Annotated in this window: 17 protein-coding genes and 4 tRNA genes; 13 read left to right on the forward strand and 8 right to left on the reverse strand. The window is 31.6% G+C overall.

The annotated features are described in order from the left end of the window. Positions 1-903: 903 nt before the first annotated feature. Positions 904-1,506 carry a peroxiredoxin C gene (locus tag A4A67_RS01030; RefSeq protein WP_067569391.1) on the reverse strand — a complete coding sequence of 201 codons (603 nt, stop codon included), beginning with the start codon at positions 1,504-1,506 and terminating at the stop codon, positions 904-906. A 1,149-nt stretch (positions 1,507-2,655) separates the two neighbouring features. Here A4A67_RS01030 and tgt point away from each other — a divergent pair. From tgt to rplI, 9 genes are all read left to right on the forward strand, one after another. After that, on the forward strand, positions 2,656-3,780 hold the full coding sequence (tgt, locus tag A4A67_RS01035; protein WP_067569394.1) for a tRNA guanosine(34) transglycosylase Tgt: 1,125 nt from the start codon (positions 2,656-2,658) through the stop codon (positions 3,778-3,780). A 353-nt stretch (positions 3,781-4,133) separates the two neighbouring features. Further along, positions 4,134-4,607 carry a 6,7-dimethyl-8-ribityllumazine synthase gene (ribH, locus tag A4A67_RS01040; RefSeq protein ID WP_067569397.1) on the forward strand — a complete coding sequence of 158 codons (474 nt, stop codon included), beginning with the start codon at positions 4,134-4,136 and terminating at the stop codon, positions 4,605-4,607. Between the two features lie 12 nt (positions 4,608-4,619). Next, on the forward strand, positions 4,620-5,042 hold the full coding sequence (nusB, locus tag A4A67_RS01045) for a transcription antitermination factor NusB (protein ID WP_067569399.1): 423 nt from the start codon (positions 4,620-4,622) through the stop codon (positions 5,040-5,042). Between the two features lie 121 nt (positions 5,043-5,163). Further along, positions 5,164-6,642, forward strand: coding sequence for a tRNA uracil 4-sulfurtransferase ThiI (gene thiI / locus A4A67_RS01050; RefSeq protein ID WP_067569402.1), 1,479 nt, complete (start codon positions 5,164-5,166; stop codon positions 6,640-6,642). A gap of 630 nt (positions 6,643-7,272) precedes the next feature. Further along, positions 7,273-7,755: a type II 3-dehydroquinate dehydratase gene (aroQ, locus tag A4A67_RS01055; RefSeq protein WP_067569653.1), complete on the forward strand. Its 483-nt coding sequence runs from the start codon at positions 7,273-7,275 to the stop codon at positions 7,753-7,755. Between the two features lie 840 nt (positions 7,756-8,595). Further along, positions 8,596-8,892, forward strand: coding sequence for a DNA-binding transcriptional regulator Fis (gene fis, locus A4A67_RS01060; protein WP_067569656.1), 297 nt, complete (start codon positions 8,596-8,598; stop codon positions 8,890-8,892). A 255-nt stretch (positions 8,893-9,147) separates the two neighbouring features. Continuing rightward, the gene (rpsF, locus tag A4A67_RS01065) at positions 9,148-9,537 is read left to right on the forward strand and encodes a 30S ribosomal protein S6 (RefSeq protein WP_067569405.1); all 390 of its coding nucleotides are present in this window, start codon (positions 9,148-9,150) and stop codon (positions 9,535-9,537) included. 294 nt (positions 9,538-9,831) lie between these two features. Then, entirely contained in the window at positions 9,832-10,059 is a 228-nt protein-coding gene (rpsR, locus tag A4A67_RS01070; RefSeq protein WP_067569408.1) for a 30S ribosomal protein S18, read from the forward strand. Between the two features lie 44 nt (positions 10,060-10,103). Continuing rightward, positions 10,104-10,559, forward strand: a complete 456-nt coding sequence (gene rplI, locus A4A67_RS01075) for a 50S ribosomal protein L9 (RefSeq protein WP_067569411.1) — start codon at positions 10,104-10,106, stop codon at positions 10,557-10,559. A 33-nt stretch (positions 10,560-10,592) separates the two neighbouring features. Here the strand turns inward: rplI and A4A67_RS01080 are convergent. The 6 genes from A4A67_RS01080 to trxA all read right to left on the reverse strand — a co-directional run bounded on the left by A4A67_RS01080 (position 10,593) and on the right by trxA (position 13,039). Continuing rightward, positions 10,593-10,669: transfer RNA gene (locus A4A67_RS01080), tRNA-Pro, on the reverse strand. Between the two features lie 12 nt (positions 10,670-10,681). Beyond that, positions 10,682-10,769 (reverse strand) — tRNA-Leu (locus A4A67_RS01085). Positions 10,770-10,787: 18 nt separating this feature from the next. Continuing rightward, positions 10,788-10,860: transfer RNA gene (locus tag A4A67_RS01090), tRNA-His, on the reverse strand. A gap of 30 nt (positions 10,861-10,890) precedes the next feature. Next, positions 10,891-10,967: transfer RNA gene (locus tag A4A67_RS01095), tRNA-Arg, on the reverse strand. A gap of 171 nt (positions 10,968-11,138) precedes the next feature. Further along, complete coding sequence (gene rho / locus A4A67_RS01100) at positions 11,139-12,398, reverse strand: transcription termination factor Rho (protein WP_067569414.1); 1,260 nt, start codon at positions 12,396-12,398, stop codon at positions 11,139-11,141. A gap of 314 nt (positions 12,399-12,712) precedes the next feature. Beyond that, positions 12,713-13,039: a thioredoxin TrxA gene (gene trxA / locus A4A67_RS01105; protein WP_067569659.1), complete on the reverse strand. Its 327-nt coding sequence runs from the start codon at positions 13,037-13,039 to the stop codon at positions 12,713-12,715. Between the two features lie 1,013 nt (positions 13,040-14,052). Between trxA and A4A67_RS01110 the strand changes: the two genes are divergently transcribed. The 4 genes from A4A67_RS01110 to hemW all read left to right on the forward strand — a co-directional run bounded on the left by A4A67_RS01110 (position 14,053) and on the right by hemW (position 16,989). Continuing rightward, entirely contained in the window at positions 14,053-14,616 is a 564-nt protein-coding gene (locus A4A67_RS01110; protein ID WP_067569417.1) for a YqgE/AlgH family protein, read from the forward strand. After that, positions 14,616-15,038 (forward strand): Holliday junction resolvase RuvX, encoded by a 423-nt coding sequence (gene ruvX / locus A4A67_RS01115; RefSeq protein WP_067569420.1) that lies wholly within the window; start codon positions 14,616-14,618, stop codon positions 15,036-15,038. Before A4A67_RS01110 ends, ruvX begins: the two co-directional genes overlap by 1 nt. 108 nt (positions 15,039-15,146) lie before the next feature. After that, complete coding sequence (locus A4A67_RS01120; protein ID WP_067569423.1) at positions 15,147-15,701, forward strand: YggT family protein; 555 nt, start codon at positions 15,147-15,149, stop codon at positions 15,699-15,701. A 151-nt stretch (positions 15,702-15,852) separates the two neighbouring features. Next, positions 15,853-16,989, forward strand: coding sequence for a radical SAM family heme chaperone HemW (hemW, locus tag A4A67_RS01125; protein WP_067569426.1), 1,137 nt, complete (start codon positions 15,853-15,855; stop codon positions 16,987-16,989). Positions 16,990-17,284: 295 nt separating this feature from the next. Here the strand turns inward: hemW and suhB are convergent, their stop codons facing one another. After that, entirely contained in the window at positions 17,285-18,094 is an 810-nt protein-coding gene (gene suhB / locus A4A67_RS01130) for an inositol-1-monophosphatase (protein ID WP_067569662.1), read from the reverse strand. Positions 18,095-18,278: the final 184 nt, after the last annotated feature.

Here is an 18,278-nt window from a genome sequence, read left to right on the forward strand (position 1 = left end):
ACGTGCCAAGCACACTCATAAAAACTGCCAGAATAAATCTGGCAATATATTACCCATATATTTATTCTAACCAAAAATACTAAATATTTTTTGCTAGTACATAGCGATGCTGTATTACTTGCAAAAGAATACTAAAAAAATTAACGGTGTAAATTATTATTTTTTTTAATAAATACTAACAACTTGGTATAATGTTAAATTATTAACATATTTATTCTAGTTAGTTGAAATTTTGTTGAACTACAGAAGCGTACACAGTTTTATGTAGTGACAGCTAGCACAGCAATTATTAATAATAATTACCATTACCTCCCCCACTGCTAGATAAATATGTTGTGAAAATTAAGATAGTTAGTATCGGTACAATAGCTATCAATATTGGAATTCTAAGAAAAATGTGAGTGACAATATCCAGATTAATGCTGTCATAAAAAAATTAAAATTATTTTTATCTCTGCCCAAATCATGTTGGGCTCATTATTGATTATTCATTCAAAATACTACTTAAATTAATAATTATAAATTTTTTGTCACTAATGCTAACTGCTAAAGTTATTAAGTATTAAGTTAAATTCTATTATTACAAGGGTTTCTGGGTTATTACTTAATAATAGATCTCACATCATAGACAAATAAATATATTAATAGAAAATTTATTCGTAATGGTCTCTCTTACCTTAAAGATACTACTAAATAATTTTTTATAACTTTTAGCAGGAATAAAAATTTTTTTTATAGATTGCCAAATATTTTTATTTCTAACTAAAGAAGATTTTCATCTTGCAGCTACTGAATGCGCTGGGGTAATAACAACCAGCGCATAACAAGAAGATAAAAATTATCGCTCAAGCAATCTAGAGTAGAGGAACCTTATTCAGTGCATACGTTTTCTGCAGAACCTAATTACAACTTATTAAAGTTCTTAGATAAATATGCAGAAATACCTTCAGGTGAAGGTATCATACCTTCTTGACCTGGGTACCATTGTGCTGGACATACTTTACCATTTTTTAGATGATAAAGCAGAGCGTCGACCATACGTATCATTTCGTCAATATTGCGACCTAGCGGTAAGTCATTTACGACTTGATGACGTATGATACCTTCTTTATCAATTAAAAATGACCCGCGTAACGCTATACCCATGTTAGGATGTTCAATATTATAAGCTTTGATGATTTCTCTTTTTATGTCTGCAACCATCGGATATTGTACTGGTCCAATACCGCCTTTTTCGATAGGCATTTGACGCCAAGCATTGTGTACAAACTCCGAGTCAACAGAAACGCCTATAATCTCTACTTCTCTTTTTTGAAAATCTACGTAACTTTTATCAAAAGCAATTAATTCAGATGGACATACAAAAGTAAAATCCATTGGCCAAAAGAAAATAACCGCCATCTTACCTTTTGTTTGAGCTTTCATATTAAAATTGTTAATTATTTTACCATTACCTAGTACAGCAGATGCTGTAAAATCTGGAGCTGGAAGAGTAACTAATATCATTTTTTATCCTCAAAGAATATTTACAGAGTTAAATTTAACATAAATAGTATAACGACATTTTTATAATTAAATAAATTTAAAATATCTTATTTTATATCAGATGATTAGTATCATTTAGTATTTTTGAGGATCTTTTATAAAAAATTACCGTAAATAAAGATGATAATTTCTATTATCTAGAGAATATTTCTGCTAATAATTTTAATGTAACAAGAAATTAAGGCTAGTTACTTATTGTAAAAAAGCTATTTATCATATCTATAAAATTAAGCTGTGATATTTGTTACTAATTTTAATTTTTATTTACTATCTTATTGCTAGTTATCCTAAAACTAAACGTAATAATTGTCGTATCTTTTGACAGACAGGTACGCGCATCTACTGAGATAACTAAAAAATTAAATTTTGGTATTGGTACTTAATAATACTAAAATAATTCACGCACGTGAATTGGGTCGCAAAGTCAGCGGCGTAAAAATTGAAGTAGAAAAATTATTAATGAGAAACAAGTATTTATGTATTTACGTGCCAGACACTTAAAAATAGAGATGTGCTGCTGCCTATACTTTCCTACCTCTAAATATATTAAGACACAGAAAAAATCTGGGTGCCGTAGCGGCGCTAATTGCTGGTCTCTATTTTGAAAAATTATTACATTACTTACTACTTTATGCGCTAAAGGTATTCCCATTACCTACTAGCAGTAAGCACTATACTGTATGTTTTCAGTGCTGCTTAATTGGAAAAAATAATACCTTTTTTGGCAATACTAATATTTTTATTTTTGAATTTATTTAAGATATAATTTTAGCATTAGTGACGCACTCAATTTCCAGAAGTCTACTTAGGTTATAATTAACATTCGCTGATTATCTTCATACTATGGCTGCTTATCTGGAAGCTATAACACAGAAGTATAGTTGTTTCACAGAGATGTCATGTTTATTACTCATACTTTTACTATTAAGTACATATTAACTCGTAATGGATAAAATTTCTATATTTTTTTAATTATTGAAAACAAATTCACGTAGTTTTTATATAATGATTTATATAAAAATATAAGAAAGAAAGATATACAGATAGATTATCTGATCAGAATATATTATATATAATAATTATGAATATTTTTCTATAGTTGAATAATTTGTGAATTATAAATTATTAAAAACAATTGGCCAGGCGAGACGTGGCAGGTTGATATTTGATCGTGGATTAGTAGAAACTCCAGCATTTATGCCGGTAGGTACGTGCGGTACCATCAAGGGCATAACACCTGAAGAATTAAAAGAAATTGGTGCCCAAATTATATTAAGTAATACATTTCACTTGTGGATACAACCTGGTCAGGAAGTTATAAAATTACACGATAATTTGCACAATTTTATGAATTGGCACAGTCCTATATTGACTGATTCTGGAGGTTTTCAAGTATTCAGCTTAAGTAAGCTGCGGAAAATTACTGAAGATGGAGTGTATTTTCGTAATCCAATTAATGGTAATGCTATTTTTCTTAATCCAGAAAAATCAATGGAAATACAATACGATTTAGATTCTGACATCGTCATGATTTTTGACGAATGCACTTCTTATCCATCCAATTGTAGTTATGTAAAACAATCGATGGAAAGATCTCTGCGCTGGGCAGTTCGCAGCCATCAGCGTTTTAAAGAACTGAAAAATACTAACGCACTATTTGGTATTATTCAGGGCGGAATTTATGAAAAATTAAGAGACCTCTCAGTAGAAAACTTGGTAAACATTGGTTTTGATGGTTATGCTGTGGGGGGATTAGCAGTAGGGGAACCTAAAGAAGATATGTATCGCATTATAGCACATATATGCTTACAAATTCCCGTGAACAAACCTCGCTATTTAATGGGGGTAGGTAAACCAGAGGATTTAGTAGAAGGTATTCGCCGCGGTATCGATATTTTTGACTGTGTCATTCCGACCCGTAATGCACGTAACGGTTATTTATTTGTCACTAATGGCATATTAAAAATCCGTAATGCTATGTATAAACATGATCGGGCTCCTTTGGATGTAGAATGTGATTGTTATACCTGTCATAATTATAGCCGTGCATACTTACATCATCTTAATCGTTGCCATGAAATGCTGGGTGCTCGTCTGAATACTATTCATAATCTACGTTATTATCATCGTTTAATGGCCAATATACGTCATGCTTTAGATGAGGATAAATTAGATGACTTTATAGTAGAATTTTATCACAGAAAAGGTAAGTTGGTTTCTAGCTTTAGTTATTAACTTACCTCATTTAGTTAAGTTAATAAATTTTTTATTGTCAAGGCTATTATTTATTGCTACTACAACTCTTATTTCATCAAAATAAGATAACCATTATTATTATTAATTTTTTGGGGATTCATATTAAAGTTTCTAATATTTATTTAAAAAAACGTGCTCAAATACATAAGGCATTAATAAAGTATCTTTTTTAGGGATAGAATCCTCGTGTATGGTATTTGTGCTGGGTTCAGCTATATTTTTGACGCTCACCAGTAGAGAAGGATGCCCAATAGCTTAGAAACTTGCAGTTCTAGCTACTTGCTAGAAAAAATAGTTATTTTAATTGTATATTTCTATAAAATAGGATCACTATGAAAATTATTGAAGGTATTATTACAGCCCCAAATGCACATATCGCAATTGCCATTGCGCGATTTAATCATTTCATAAACGACAGCCTACTTTTTGGTGCTGTAGATGCTTTAAAAAGAATTGGTCAAGTTCCTAATGACAATATTACTGTTATTTGGGTCCCAGGAGCATACGAATTGCCATTAGCAGTTAGTGCTTTATCTTTAATGAAAACTTATGATGCTATTATAGCATTAGGTACAGTTATACGTGGTGGTACAAATCATTTTGAATTCATTGCCAGAGAATGCAGTGCTGGTATATCAGCAGTTGCTGCACGTACTACTATACCTATCTCATTTGGAGTACTAACTACTGATAGTATTGAGCAGGCTATTGAGCGTGCAGGTACTAAAGCGGGCAATAAGGGCGCCGAAGCAGCAATGACTGCGCTTGAAATGATTAACGTATTGCAAGCTATTAAAAAGCAATAAAAGGTAATTGGAATGAAATCAGCTTCTCGTCGCCGTGCTCGAGAATGTGCAGTACAAGCGCTTTATTCTTGGCAATTATCGCATAATAATATTTTAGATATTGAAAACCAATTTTTAACTGAGTGGAACACTTCATCTATAGGTTGTATGGAATATTTTAGAAAAATATATGCTGGTACTGCAAAAAATGCTAAAGAGATAGATAATATTATGGCTCCATATCTGTCACGTAAGTTGAAAGAACTAAACCATATAGAGCGTGCTGTATTAAGAATAGCAATATTTGAATTAAGTAAATGTCAAGATGTACCGTATAAGGTCGCTATTAATGAAGCTATCGAGCTAGCTAAAACTTTCGGTGCCGAAAATAGTTATAAGTTTATTAATAGTGTCCTTGACAAAGTTGCTATGAAAATTAGTCTAAAGAAAATATAATATATTTCAGAAAAATATCCGTGCCGTACCTTATCTATCCCAGATAAATATACTCATTTACTGGGATTAGCTTTTAAGCGCTTTGGGTAATAAATACTAAACTAAATTAATAGTTCTCCATATGAAATTTATTATTAAACTGTTTCCTGAAATAATGATAAAAAGTAAATCTGTAAGATTGCATTTTATAAAAATACTTACAAGTAATATCCGCAATATTCTTAAAAATTACTATAAATCTGTAGCTGTAGTTCGTTATTGGGATCGTATAGAAGTATGCATAAAAAATAAACAAGATCGCACACAGGTGACTAGTATCTTGAATAAGATTCCTGGTATTCATCACGTAGAAATAGTAGAAGAAAGCACTTGGAAAAATATACATGATATTTATTTACAAACTTTGAAAAGATATAGTAATCTACTTATTGGTAAAAGTTTTTGCGTGCGGGTGAAACGGCGTGGTACTCAATATTTTACATCTCAAGATGTAGAACGCTATATAGGCAGTTATTTAAGTAAAAATATTCATAACACGGAAATTAAACTCAAAAATCCAGATAAACAGATACTACTGGAAATAAATAACAATCGACTACTGTTTATAGCGGAACGTTTTGAAGGATTAGGAGGTTTTCCTATAGGTACTCAAGAAAATGTGCTATCGCTCATTTCTGGAGGATTCGATTCTGGTGTTTCAAGCTATATGATGATGCGTCGCGGTTGCAAGGTAAATTATTGTTTTTTTAATCTTGGAGGTAATATTCCAGAAATAGGAGTACGTCAAACAGCTTATCATTTATGGTATCGCTTTGGATTATCACATAAAGTACGCTTCATATCTATAAATTTTGCATCGATAGTGAATGAAATTCTGACGAAAGTAAATTGTCATCAAATGGGGATAGTGCTAAAACGTATGATGATACGCGCAGCATCCTCTATCGCGGAACGATACGGTATTCAAGCACTAGTAATGGGCGAATCTATGGGACAAGTTTCTAGCCAAACTCTCACTAACATGCGCTTAATAGATAATGTTTCTAATATTCTTATATTACGTCCTTTAATATCTCATGATAAAGAACATATTATAAAAATAGCGAAACAGATTGGTACAGAAGAATATGCGATTCAGATGCCTGAATTTTGTGGTATCCTTTCTAAAAAGCCAACAGTACGGGCTGTAAAAAACTATCTAGAACAAGAAGAAAAAAAATTAAATTTAGAAATATTGTATAATGCGATAACTAAAGCGCAAGTACTAAATATCAGAGATATTCTTCTTAACAAGAACACTCTCCCCAATAACTTTAACGAAGTTGAAACTATCGCTGAATTAGGTAAAGAAGATATTGTGTTAGATATTCGTTTCTTAGATGAACAAGAATTAAGTCCATTAATTTTAAATAATATTCAGGTACAGACCATACCGTTCTATAAACTAAACAGTCAATTTAGTAAACTAGATCAAAATAAATCATATTTATTATATTGTAATAGTGGATTTATGAGTCGTCTGCAAGCTATGTATTTACATGAGCAAGGTTTTAATAACGTGAAAATTTATTGTCCAATAAATAACAAACCAGATAAATAATATATTTAGTAATTTTTATAGTTATAGTAACATGGGATTATAAGTTATTTTAATTTAATAATATCTTGAGTATAAATGAATAGTTAGCACTAATTTTAATTAGATAATATAATTGTATTATTGGTTAATGTAGTTGTTGTCCCATGAAATCTTACTTCATTAGGTAAATAACAGCAACTTAGATCTAGGTTATCTATTGATGCCTCGGAAATTTACCAGTAACGCTATAGTAATTTTAAAATTAAAAATATTTACTTCTCTAGTAAAAGGTAGCTAGCAGTACTGGCGTCCAGTAGTCTGCTTGCTCAGAAAATTCCACAATATTGCTACCTACGTACGATTGATATTTATGATAGAGATATGTATGTTTATGTTATAATAAGAAACTTAGTGAGAATGATAGATAAATTTTTAAAGTTTTTATAGCAATCAGTTTCGTTAATTTATTAAATTACAAATTTTTAAAAAAATTTTGAGATACTACTATTAATTTACTATTTAAAGTTCTTTAATTATTATAGTTAATGACTTAGCAAATATTTACTAAAATATAAGCAATAAATGACAACTAATTAAGAATTAATTATTTTCTATGAGGTCACATATAAATTGAAGGAAGATCATTGCATAATAACTAATAAGTTTCATATTCATTTTCTAAATGGACCGAACCTAAATTTACTTGGTATCCGCGAGCCAAATAAGTATGGTCATATCAATCTGACGGAGATAATATCGGATTTAAATACTTTGGCTGGTAGATTAGGTGTAAAAATTAGCCATTTTCAATCTAATGCGGAACATGCTCTAATTGACTATATCCATCAAGAGAGATTGAATACTGATTTTATAGTAATAAACCCTGCAGCATTTACTCATACTAGCATCGCTATACGAGATGCATTATTAGCCGTAACTATACCATTTATTGAGATTCATCTCTCAAATGTGCATGCACGGGAACCTTTCCGTTATCATTCTTATTTTTCAGATATTGCTGTTGGAGTAATATGCGGCCTTGGCGCTGATGGTTATCATTTTGCTTTACAGACAGCAATAAAGTATCTGTCCACATCCCCTAGTATGGAGCCCCAAAATCATGGACATTCGTAAAATTAAAAAATGAATTGAACTTATTAAAAAATAAGTAAGTCATATCAAAGTAACTTCTGTTGCAGAAGAAACAGTCAGATAAATAATCACGTTGTATTGTATACTGGAAGGACGTTGTCGTATTGAAACTATGATAATAAGGAACCAAATATCATCCTAGTTGTCTGGGTAAAATATGATAAAAGCCCAACCATTACTAGATAAAAGTTACTCATAGCGGTGAAATTACTTAGCGTATTCTGCATGCATGCCATGCCACTGGGGGTAACTATCGCAATTCAACGACATATCGTAATATAAAATATACGTACGCTGCAGATGATACAGGACCGACACTGTCAGTTAAAAGTATAACAGATTTTAGTTATGGTAAGTATGAAAAACGTACTTCCCGAACTTAGAATATTCAAACAAATATAGATATTGACAATCATGAATGACTAATTTAGCAAGATAGTACTAATGCGGGAATTACTTAAGAAAAGATAAATTGTTTCAATTAATTTCATGAAATTAAATTTAAATAAAAACTCTGCAACTTATGGTTGCAGAGGCATAAATAAATTAATCAATTTACTTACTAGGCGGACTAGAAACTTTTCCTTGTCAAGTTATCTGACAAGGATCGGTAGAGATGTAAAATTACATAAATTGCTCTATTTTAAAAAATATGTTATTATACATACATATTATTTTATTGATATTTAATTTTTATGCTGATGCTTTTTTACAGTTAAAGAAAAGTATTTTAGCTAAAATTAATGCCAGATAACGGATGAAAGCAATTTAGAGACATATTAGATACATTATTTGCCAATGATAAAAAGAGAGCAGAAAAATATGTTTGAACCACGTCTAAATTCTAAAGTACTAACTATTTCCACCGTTAATTCTAAAAATCAAGTAATACAAAAACCATTGCGTGATTCAGTAAAAAAAGCATTAAGAAATTATTTTTTTCAATTAAATGGTCAAGTGGTCAACGATCTTTATGAACTGTTGTTATCCGAAGTAGAACAGCCTCTATTGGATATAGTCATGCAATATACTCGTGGAAATCAAACACGTGCATCCCAAATAATGGGTATTAATCGCGGTACTTTGCGTAACAAATTAAAAAAATACAGTATGAACTGATATCAGTAATTTAAATTTTTAGAAGATACAATATAAAATTAATGAAAAAAAACCTATGTGAAAGTATGATTCGTTCGTATCTATAGTTGTCTTATAATAATGATATGCTTAATGCAAATAATATGTCGTAGTTATTGTATTTAGTTGTCAGTATAAGTACAATTTTCGTACTATTTATTACGTTCCTTACTTCTCTAGGCTTGGATTAGTTTCTTTGATAGGAAACTAAATAATAATACGTAAGGAGCCATTTTTATGCGTCATTATGAAATAATTTTTATGGTTCATCCTGACCATAGTGAACAGATTGCAAATATGATAGAAAACTATAGCTCTCTTATTACTAGTGCTAAAGGCCATATCTATCGTCTAGAAGATTGGGGACGCCGTCAGCTAGCTTACCCTATTAATAAACTGCATAAAGCATACTATGTTCTTTTAAATATAGAAGCCCCGCAGAAAGTAATCGAGAAGCTAGAAAAAATTTTGGACTTGAATGATATAGTTATACGAAGTATAATTATACGTGTTAAGCAACCGATAACTGAAGCTTCTCCGATGTTTAAAGCTAAAGATGAACGCCGCGATCGTCGTGAAGATTTTAATGAAGTAAATGCAAATTCTGATACTTTAGATTATGAATAGTGAAATATTTATGATAAAGGCTAACTTTTAATGAATGCTCTCTGGAACTGTGCCAGAGTCTATTAGGTATTCTTTATTTCTTATTTTCAGTTTATAATTGAGCACTTTGCTGCATAAAACGGGATTATTACGTAAAGTGCTGAAGTAGCCAATAAAAAAACATACATTAGTTCACATCAGTTAGTGCGTTACTGTAAATTGTTTTATCAGTTGCCATAAAATAGATAATAACATCAGTAACATAGTATTGCTCTGCTGAACAAATTGATTTCATAAATTATGGAGAATAGCTCTATGACACGTTATTTTCGTCGCAGTAAATTCTGCCGGTTCACAGCGGAGGGAATTATTGATATAGATTACAAAGACATCTCTATACTAAAAAATTATATTACAGAAAGTAGTAAAATTGTTCCTAGCAGAATAACTGGAACTCGTGCTAAATATCAACGTCAGTTAGCTCGTGCGATAAAGCGTGCACGCTATCTTGCTCTCTTACCGTATACTGATTGTCATCAGTAATTATTACTTTTTTCCCACCACTAATTGTTAGAGAAAATAAAGCAATGCAAGTTATTCTTCTTGTTAAGGTCACTACCCTAGGGGGGTTAGGTGACCAAGTTAAAGTTAAAACAGGTTATGCTCGTAACTATCTAATCCCTAAAGGAAAAGCCGTACCAGCAACAAAAAAGAATTTAGAATACTTTGAAGCCCGTCGTACTGAATTTGAAGCTAAAATGACAGTTCTTAGAGCTGCAGATGAAGAGCGTCTGATAAAAATAAAAAAACTTAATAGTATTACTATTTTATCTAAAGTAGGTAAGGAAGGTAAATTATTCGGTTCTATTGGTACTCGCGATATTGCTAATGCAATTAGTAATTATGTAGGTATTAAAATAGCTAAAAAAGATATACGTTTGCCGAATGGTATCCTCCGCTACGTTGGCAACTACGAAGTCATGATACATATACATGATGAAATTTTTACCCCATTAACTGTAGTTATTGTTCCAGAAAAATAAATCTTAGTAAGATGTTTAAAGCTTTTAACTTAATGGTCGGCGAGAGAGGATTTGAACCTCTGACCTACTGATCCCAAACCAGTTGCGCTACCAAGCTGCGCTACTCGCCGAAAAATATTGTCTGGTGCGAAGAGAGGGATTTGAACCCTCATGTCTATATAAGACACTAACACCTGAAGCTAGTGCGTCTACCAATTTCGCCATCTTCGCATACTAATATAATAATTGGGTGACTGATGGGACTTGAACCCACGACAACTGGAATCACAATCCAGGGCTCTACCAACTGAGCTACAGTCACCACTGTTTCTTTAAAGAAAGATTGATCTATTGGTACGCCCGACAGGATTTGAACCTGAGACCTCTGCCTCCGGAGAGCAGCGCTCTATCCAACTGAGCTACGGGCGCGGCGCATCCAATTGCTATAAATTATTAAATAATACGTATTTAAGCGCTGACTGTCTAGTATTTTTTAAATTTTAGAAGTAACTATTTTTAGAATATCATTCTTCTATATCAGATGCTGCTTAATTATGCCAATTTTCTAAAATAGAGTACATGGTATTGTTAAATATAAAATTATGAACGTTTCATCATATCAAAAAATTCATCGTTAGTTTTAGTCATCGCTAACTTCTTTATAAGAAACTCCATGGCATCGATTTCACTCATAGGATGAAGAATTTTACGTAATATCCACATTTTTTGCAATTCTTCTTTAGTTGTGAGTAATTCTTCTTTACGAGTGCCAGAGCGATTGTAATCGATCGCAGGAAAATCACGTTTCTCTGCTATTTTTCGTGATAGATGTAGTTCCATGTTGCCAGTTCCTTTAAACTCTTCATAAATAACTTCATCCATTTTTGATCCAGTGTCGATAAGAGCAGTAGCGATAATTGTTAGGCTGCCTCCTTCTTCCATATTACGTGCTGCACCAAAAAAACGTTTGGGACGGTGCAATGCATTAGCGTCTACACCTCCAGTTAATACTTTTCCTGAAGCTGGTACTACAGTATTATAGGCACGTGCTAGTCTAGTAATAGAATCTAGTAAAACTATAACATCTTTTTTATGTTCAACTAATCTTTTAGCTTTTTCTATTACCATTTCCGCTACTTGCACATGACGTGAAGCTGGCTCGTCAAATGTTGAAGCAATAACTTCTCCTTTTACCAGACGTTGCATCTCTGTAACTTCTTCTGGACGTTCGTCAATCAATAATACTATGAGAACACAATCATAATGATTATAGTTTATGCTTTGAGCTATATTTTGCAGAAGCATAGTTTTACCTGCTTTTGGTGGTGCTACTATTAGTCCCCGCTGGCCGCGACCTATAGGAGAAGCTAGGTCGAGAATACGTGCAGTTAAATCTTCTGTAGATCCATTGCCTCGCTCCATACGCAACCGTGAATTTGCATGCAATGGTGTTAAATTTTCAAACAAAATTTTGTTACGGGAATTTTCCGGCTTATCATAGTTAACTTCATTAACCTTCAATAGTGCAAAGTAACGTTCTCCATCTTTAGGAGGGCGAATTTTACCAGAAATAGTGTCACCAGTGCGCAAGTTGAAACGACGTATCTGGCTAGGAGAGACGTAGATATCATCAGGTCCAGCAAGGTATGAACTATCACTAGATCTGAGAAAACCAAATCCATCTTGTAAAATTTCCAGTATCCCATCGCCGAAAATATCCTCACCACTTTTTGCATGCTGCTTGAGTATAGCGAAGATAATATCTTGTTTATGCATGCGAGCTAAGTTTTCTAGCCCCATGTTCTCGCCTAGTGCAACTAAATCTGAAACGGGCGTATTTTTTAATTCGGTAAGATTCATAATGGTGGGTTCTTCAACTATAGTATAATTTGGGAACTAATTGTGTAAATTATATAGTAGGATAAGACAATGTCTGTATATGGAATTTAACATTCCTAAAATAAATAAAGTAGAATTTTTAGAAGAAAACTAAGATTACTTTTAAAAATTATATTTATTTGAATTCTACTGTTTACCTAATTTTTTAGTTATTCATATTATTGTTTGTTTCTTATATAAATTAAGCCAATAAAGATAAAATATAAATTATCATCATTTATAACGTTAAATATGAAAAAATGTTATGAATACTAGGCTTTTAAGGTAATTAAATTTTATATATTTGATTCAATAAAATTTTTTAATTGTTTTTTAGACAAAGATCCAACTCTGGTTGCTATTGTTTTACCATTACGAAATAGCAACAAGGTAGGAATACTGCGTATTCCATATTTTGGTGCAGTAAGAGGATTCTTCTCAATGTCTAGTTTAGCAATAGTTAATTGGTTATCTAATTCATCAGCAATTTCTGCTAAAATTGGCGCAATTATTTTACAATGACTACACCATTCAGCCCAAAAATATACTAAAAATGTTCCCTTGGATTGTAAAATGTCCTTTTTGAAGCTACTATCACTTAGATAAAGAATTTTATCTATCATATTTTTCTCCATAGGATTCTTTTTATCAATTCCCAATTAAGTTACTATCTAACATAACGTTAGATCTTTCTAGTAACAATATACCACATAAAAAATTATATAACTACTCTACCTTACGAGAGATTATTGATCCAATTACTTCTATACACACAACACTAGTATTGTGTATATTTTACTGTTTAATTATAAATTACACAAGCATAACAAACAACAAGCACATTTGTTAGCAATATTTATGTACCATTTAATTTTACTAGATGCTTTAGCTAAATGTTTTATTTTTAAACAGTCATTACATTACTTAATAAATAAGCAACAAATATAGATGTTCTTAAGCTTCAGTATGAATATAATATTCTTCAACTGCCAGTTAAAATTTTGGAAGAAGAGTATGCTTGCTTTTTATATATAATTAAACGAAACTTTCTAAGTTTCATTGAAACAAATAATTTTACCCATTAGTATTATACTATACAGGCTTTAGAATGCTGAAATTCCAATGATAGGGAGAGGGATAGTCTTAGCAGATGAAATCATAAGTGATATATTTAAGGATGATTGACAATTATTAATTAAACAGTTTTAATATTTAAGACTCTAGTTTGGGTAAAAAAATTATAATTTTACATTGTAATAAATTGTAGCAATATAATATCATTGAAAATTTTCCAATTAAATTTAATTTATATTTACTGTAAAAGTAACTTTACTAAGTAAATCTGTGCAATAGCACATAGCACTAAGATTAGTTATTAGTAACCTATGTTAAGCAACAATTAGTATATATTTGAGTAGTTAAAAATTTTCTTAAAAAAATTAAATTAAGAATGATAATATTATCTAAAAATGTAACCATTAATGATAACTTTAATATAAAAAATTTATTTCACACAAGCAAAATTTATTAATTGACATTAATTACAAGTATAATTTATATATATTTAGTAATTTACTGGCATATAAAATGCCGTTAATTTTTTAGTATATTAAAAATATAATTTGATTTGAAAAATATGAACTTACAGAATCATTTTCTTATCGCAATGCCTTCACTACAGGATCCATTATTTAAGCGTTCTGTAGTCTATATTTGTGAACATAATAATAACGGTGCTATGGGCATCGTTATCAATAAGCCTATAGAGCAATTTACTATTGAAAACGTACTATATAAACTGAAAATGATCTCTTCTGATAGAGATATGTCTATTTTACTAGACAATCCAGTCTTATCCGGAGGACCTCTAGCAGATGATCGAGGTTTTATCCTACACACGCCCCAAGATGGTTTCTGCTCAAGTATTGAGATATCTCAGCAAACTATGATCACCACGTCGAAAGACGTACTAGAGACGCTTGGTACCGCTAAACAACCAGAAGATTTGTTAGTGGCACTTGGATATTCTGGTTGGGATCAAGGACAGCTTGAAAGAGAGTTATTGGAAAATGCTTGGCTTACTACCCCAGCTGACACGGAAATATTATTCCATACTCCTATAGAAACTCGCTGGAGCGAAGCAGCTAAAATTATGGGAATTGATATTTATAGTATTACTACTCATATTGGTCATGCATAATGGCTATTGACGGCTGCATCATAGCTTTTGATTTTGGTACTCGAAGCATCGGAGTTGCGGTTGGTCAGCATATAACTTGTACTGCCCAACCGCTAATGTCTTTTAAGGCACGCGATGGTGTGCCTAACTGGAAATATATTGAAAAATTGCTCAACGAGTGGAATCCTTCTACAGTGGTAGTAGGATTCCCGCTAAATATGGATGGCAGCCATCAGCAACTGACTGCTAAGGCGCATAAATTCGCAAATTTGCTACACAGTTTTTTTAGTATTTATGTAGTATTGCATGATGAACGTCTTAGTACTGTAGAAGCACGTAATCAATTATTTAATTTAGGTGGTTACCGCGCGCTAGATAAGGGACAGGTAGACGCTAGTTCTGCAGTTATTATATTAGAAAGTTGGCTCGAACTATCAGCGTAGATAATTTTATACGAGAATTTTAAATTTCCAGAGCTGGAGCCATACATTTATGAAGTTATACTATATTTTACTTAAAGCATTTTTCTGCTCAAAGGATATTTACTTTTTATGCTGATAATGTTTGTGATTAAAACACTAATTAATATTTATATTATGATGATGTTGCTGCGTTTTTGGATGCAATTGACATACTGCGATTTTTATAATCCATTTTCGCAATTAATTTCCAAATTTACTCAACCGGTCATCGGGAGTTTACATAGAATTTTTCCCTTTTTAGGAAAGTTGGATAGTGCCTCGCTGATAGTAGCATTTATTTTGGCAATGATTAAATTACCACTATTAACGCTTATTGATATGCATGTTTTTATTTACCATAATATTTATTTTCTGGTGGGTTTATTAGCATTGCTGAAAATAGCAGGGGAATTAGTTTTCTGGATAGTGTTCATACGAACACTACTTAGTTGGATCAGCTATAAATATAGTCCAATGGATGTTATACTTTATAAATTGAGTGAATTATTAATGCATCCTATTCGCAGTTTTCTGCTACCAGCTATCAGTGGCATTGATTTTTCAGCGATGATTGTTCTTGTAATCCTCTATTTTTTAAATTATTTGAGTGCAGAATTGTTTCCAGAACTTTGGTATCGTTTGTAATTACAATTTTATTTAAAAAATAAAGTACTATCTATGTACTCCATTTTTTTATCTTAGCGACTAGCCGCCTATAGTAATTCGTAATTATTAAATTATTCAAAAAACTAGACGTTATAAAGGTGTTATTTTATTTTGTTGAGCTTCAGATATCGTGCATAATTTTAATTTGCCACCACTTAGCCTTTACCTACATATTCCTTGGTGTGTACAAAAGTGTTTTTATTGCGATTTCAACTCTCATGAGTTAAAAGAAGCAATACCATATAAAAAATATTTACAACATTTATTAGCAGATTTAGATAATGATATCAGGTTAATTTCTGGACGTACTGTTAATACAATATTTATAGGTGGAGGTACTCCTAGCTTATTTTCTGCTAAAGCCATACAATCACTAATTAGTGGTATCAGCAAACGATTGACGCTAATACCCAACGCAGAGATAACCATTGAAGTAAATCCTGGTACTATCGATACAGATAAATTAGTAGGTTATAAAGAAGCAGGTATTAATCGTATTTCCATTGGATTACAAAGCTTAAAACAGGAAAATCTTTCTTGCCTGGGACGCATTCACAGCGCAAAAGATGCCCATACTGCAGCACAGTTAGTAGCTTCACTTGGTATTTGCAGTTTTAATATTGATCTAATGCACAGTCTGCCGTATCAGTCCCTTTCAGGTGCTCTTGATGATCTATCTAAGGTTATAGCATTAGAGCCTCAGCATCTTTCCTGGTATGAATTAACTATTGAACCCAATACGTTTTTTGGATCACGACCGCCTGTATTACCAGATGATGATACGATATGGGATATTTATCAGCATGGAATTCGTATGATAAATGCTGCTGGCTATCGCCAGTATGAAATATCTTCATATGCTAAGGAAGGTTTTCAATGCTCTCATAATCTCAATTACTGGCGTTTTGGTGATTATATCGGTATTGGTTGTGGTGCCTACGGTAAATTATCTCAGCCTAATGGCACAATATTGCGAACAGTAAAAACAAACCATCCGCGTGGCTATATTCAAGGCAATTATGTAGCTAAACTTTATCAAGTATCGCTTAATGATTTACCTTTTGAATATTTTCTAAACCGTTTTAGATTATTAGAAGTTATGCCTCGATTGGAATTCACAGAATTTACTGGAATAGATGAAAAGGTAATACGTCCCGCACTGAATCAAGCGTTGCTTTTAGGTTATATTACAGAAAACGATACTCACTGGCAAATAACAAATAAAGGTAAATGGTTTCTTAACTCACTGCTAGAACTGTTTCTGTAAAATTTAATTAACTAAATATTTTTGTTTAAAAATTATCTTTTTTACTAAAGAGAATACTTTTAGCTATTTTAAAAAAAGAATTTCTAGTAGTATGGCATGTAAAAAATGATAAATATAACTCGCTAGTAAGTATATGCTTTGACACCATAGCTGGTCCCAAGAATTAATTTCAGATTATAAAAATATTTTTTGACCATTCTGTATTTTTACAGAAAAAATATAATTGCTAACTAAAAAAATTAACATGAAAAATACGGATAAATATTTTCTCTGAAATTTTCAGTAACATTATATTTTATTCAATACATTGCATAAGGTCTTTAGACATTGTCTTAAAGATGACTTTTATAATACTGGAATTGCCAGCTATGATATTTCCTGAAACTAGGTAATCATTACCACCGGTAAAATCTGTTATTAAATTTCCTGATTCACGAACTAATAGTTCTCCTCCAGTAAACTCCCATGGTTTGAGACCCATCTCTAAAAAACCATCTACTCTTCCTGCGGCTACATAGGCCAGATCTAGTGCTGTTGAGCCAGTTCTACGTAAATCTGCACACTGAATGAATAATTTCTTCATTAAGATGATATAACTATTCTTAATAGAGTGTTTTTGATTAACAGGAAAACCAGTGACTAAAATAGTACCATTTAAGTTACGTGCAGTACTACCTCGGAGACGGTAGCCGTTAAGTTGGGTTCCTTTACCACTAGACGCTGTAAACAGCTCATTACGTATCGGGTCGTAAATTACTGCAATCTTTGTATTGTTTTTGATGCGTACTGCTATAGAAACTGAAAAATGAGGAAACCGCTTGATAAAGTTATAGGTACCACTCAATGGAGTAATAATCCATTGTACGTCAGTGTTTTTGCCAGAATAAAGCTCTCTTAGCTCTTCGCTAAGAAGCGTATGATGTGGATAAAACTTACGAATAATTTCTACAATTAAAGATTCTGCTTTTTTAGTGATACTTTTTACAAAGTAATTATTGTCTTTCTTACTCACTTCATAGTTATTATCAGGTATTTCATAACATTTGGCAATTAAATTGCCTGCTACTCGTGCTGCTCTAATAGCAATGTTGAGCATGGGATGCATAAACATCGTCCAACAAATTATTAAATAATTAAAAAATTACTTAAATAAAGAAAATATTATAGCTGAATTTTTTTTAAAAAACTATATAAGCTAAGTTATATAGTAACTTAAATACTACAATTATTAATAACAAGCAGTTAAGTAACACATCTATTTTGTTAATAACTATGCAGAAACTAATTTC

This window comes from Candidatus Mikella endobia (assembly GCF_900048045.1).
Lineage (GTDB): Bacteria > Pseudomonadota > Gammaproteobacteria > Enterobacterales > Enterobacteriaceae > Mikella > Mikella endobia.

Bases quoted from the DNA above. Each gene is read 5' to 3' on its own strand.
- nusB (WP_067569399.1), top strand. From the start codon at position 4,620: ATGAAATCAGCTTCTCGTCGCCGTGCTCGAGAATGTGCAGTACAAGCG.
- rplI (WP_067569411.1), top strand. From the start codon at position 10,104: ATGCAAGTTATTCTTCTTGTTAAGGTCACTACCCTAGGGGGGTTAGGT.
- rho (WP_067569414.1), bottom strand. From the start codon at position 12,398: ATGAATCTTACCGAATTAAAAAATACGCCCGTTTCAGATTTAGTTGCA.
- ruvX (WP_067569420.1), top strand. From the start codon at position 14,616: ATGGCTATTGACGGCTGCATCATAGCTTTTGATTTTGGTACTCGAAGC.
- A4A67_RS01120 (WP_067569423.1), top strand. From the start codon at position 15,147: ATGCTGATAATGTTTGTGATTAAAACACTAATTAATATTTATATTATG.
- fis (WP_067569656.1), top strand. From the start codon at position 8,596: ATGTTTGAACCACGTCTAAATTCTAAAGTACTAACTATTTCCACCGTT.
- ribH (WP_067569397.1), top strand. From the start codon at position 4,134: ATGAAAATTATTGAAGGTATTATTACAGCCCCAAATGCACATATCGCA.
- suhB (WP_067569662.1), bottom strand. From the start codon at position 18,094: ATGCATCCCATGCTCAACATTGCTATTAGAGCAGCACGAGTAGCAGGC.
- trxA (WP_067569659.1), bottom strand. From the start codon at position 13,039: ATGATAGATAAAATTCTTTATCTAAGTGATAGTAGCTTCAAAAAGGAC.
- A4A67_RS01030 (WP_067569391.1), bottom strand. From the start codon at position 1,506: ATGATATTAGTTACTCTTCCAGCTCCAGATTTTACAGCATCTGCTGTA.
- rpsF (WP_067569405.1), top strand. From the start codon at position 9,148: ATGCGTCATTATGAAATAATTTTTATGGTTCATCCTGACCATAGTGAA.
- thiI (WP_067569402.1), top strand. From the start codon at position 5,164: ATGAAATTTATTATTAAACTGTTTCCTGAAATAATGATAAAAAGTAAA.
- A4A67_RS01110 (WP_067569417.1), top strand. From the start codon at position 14,053: ATGAACTTACAGAATCATTTTCTTATCGCAATGCCTTCACTACAGGAT.
- rpsR (WP_067569408.1), top strand. From the start codon at position 9,832: ATGACACGTTATTTTCGTCGCAGTAAATTCTGCCGGTTCACAGCGGAG.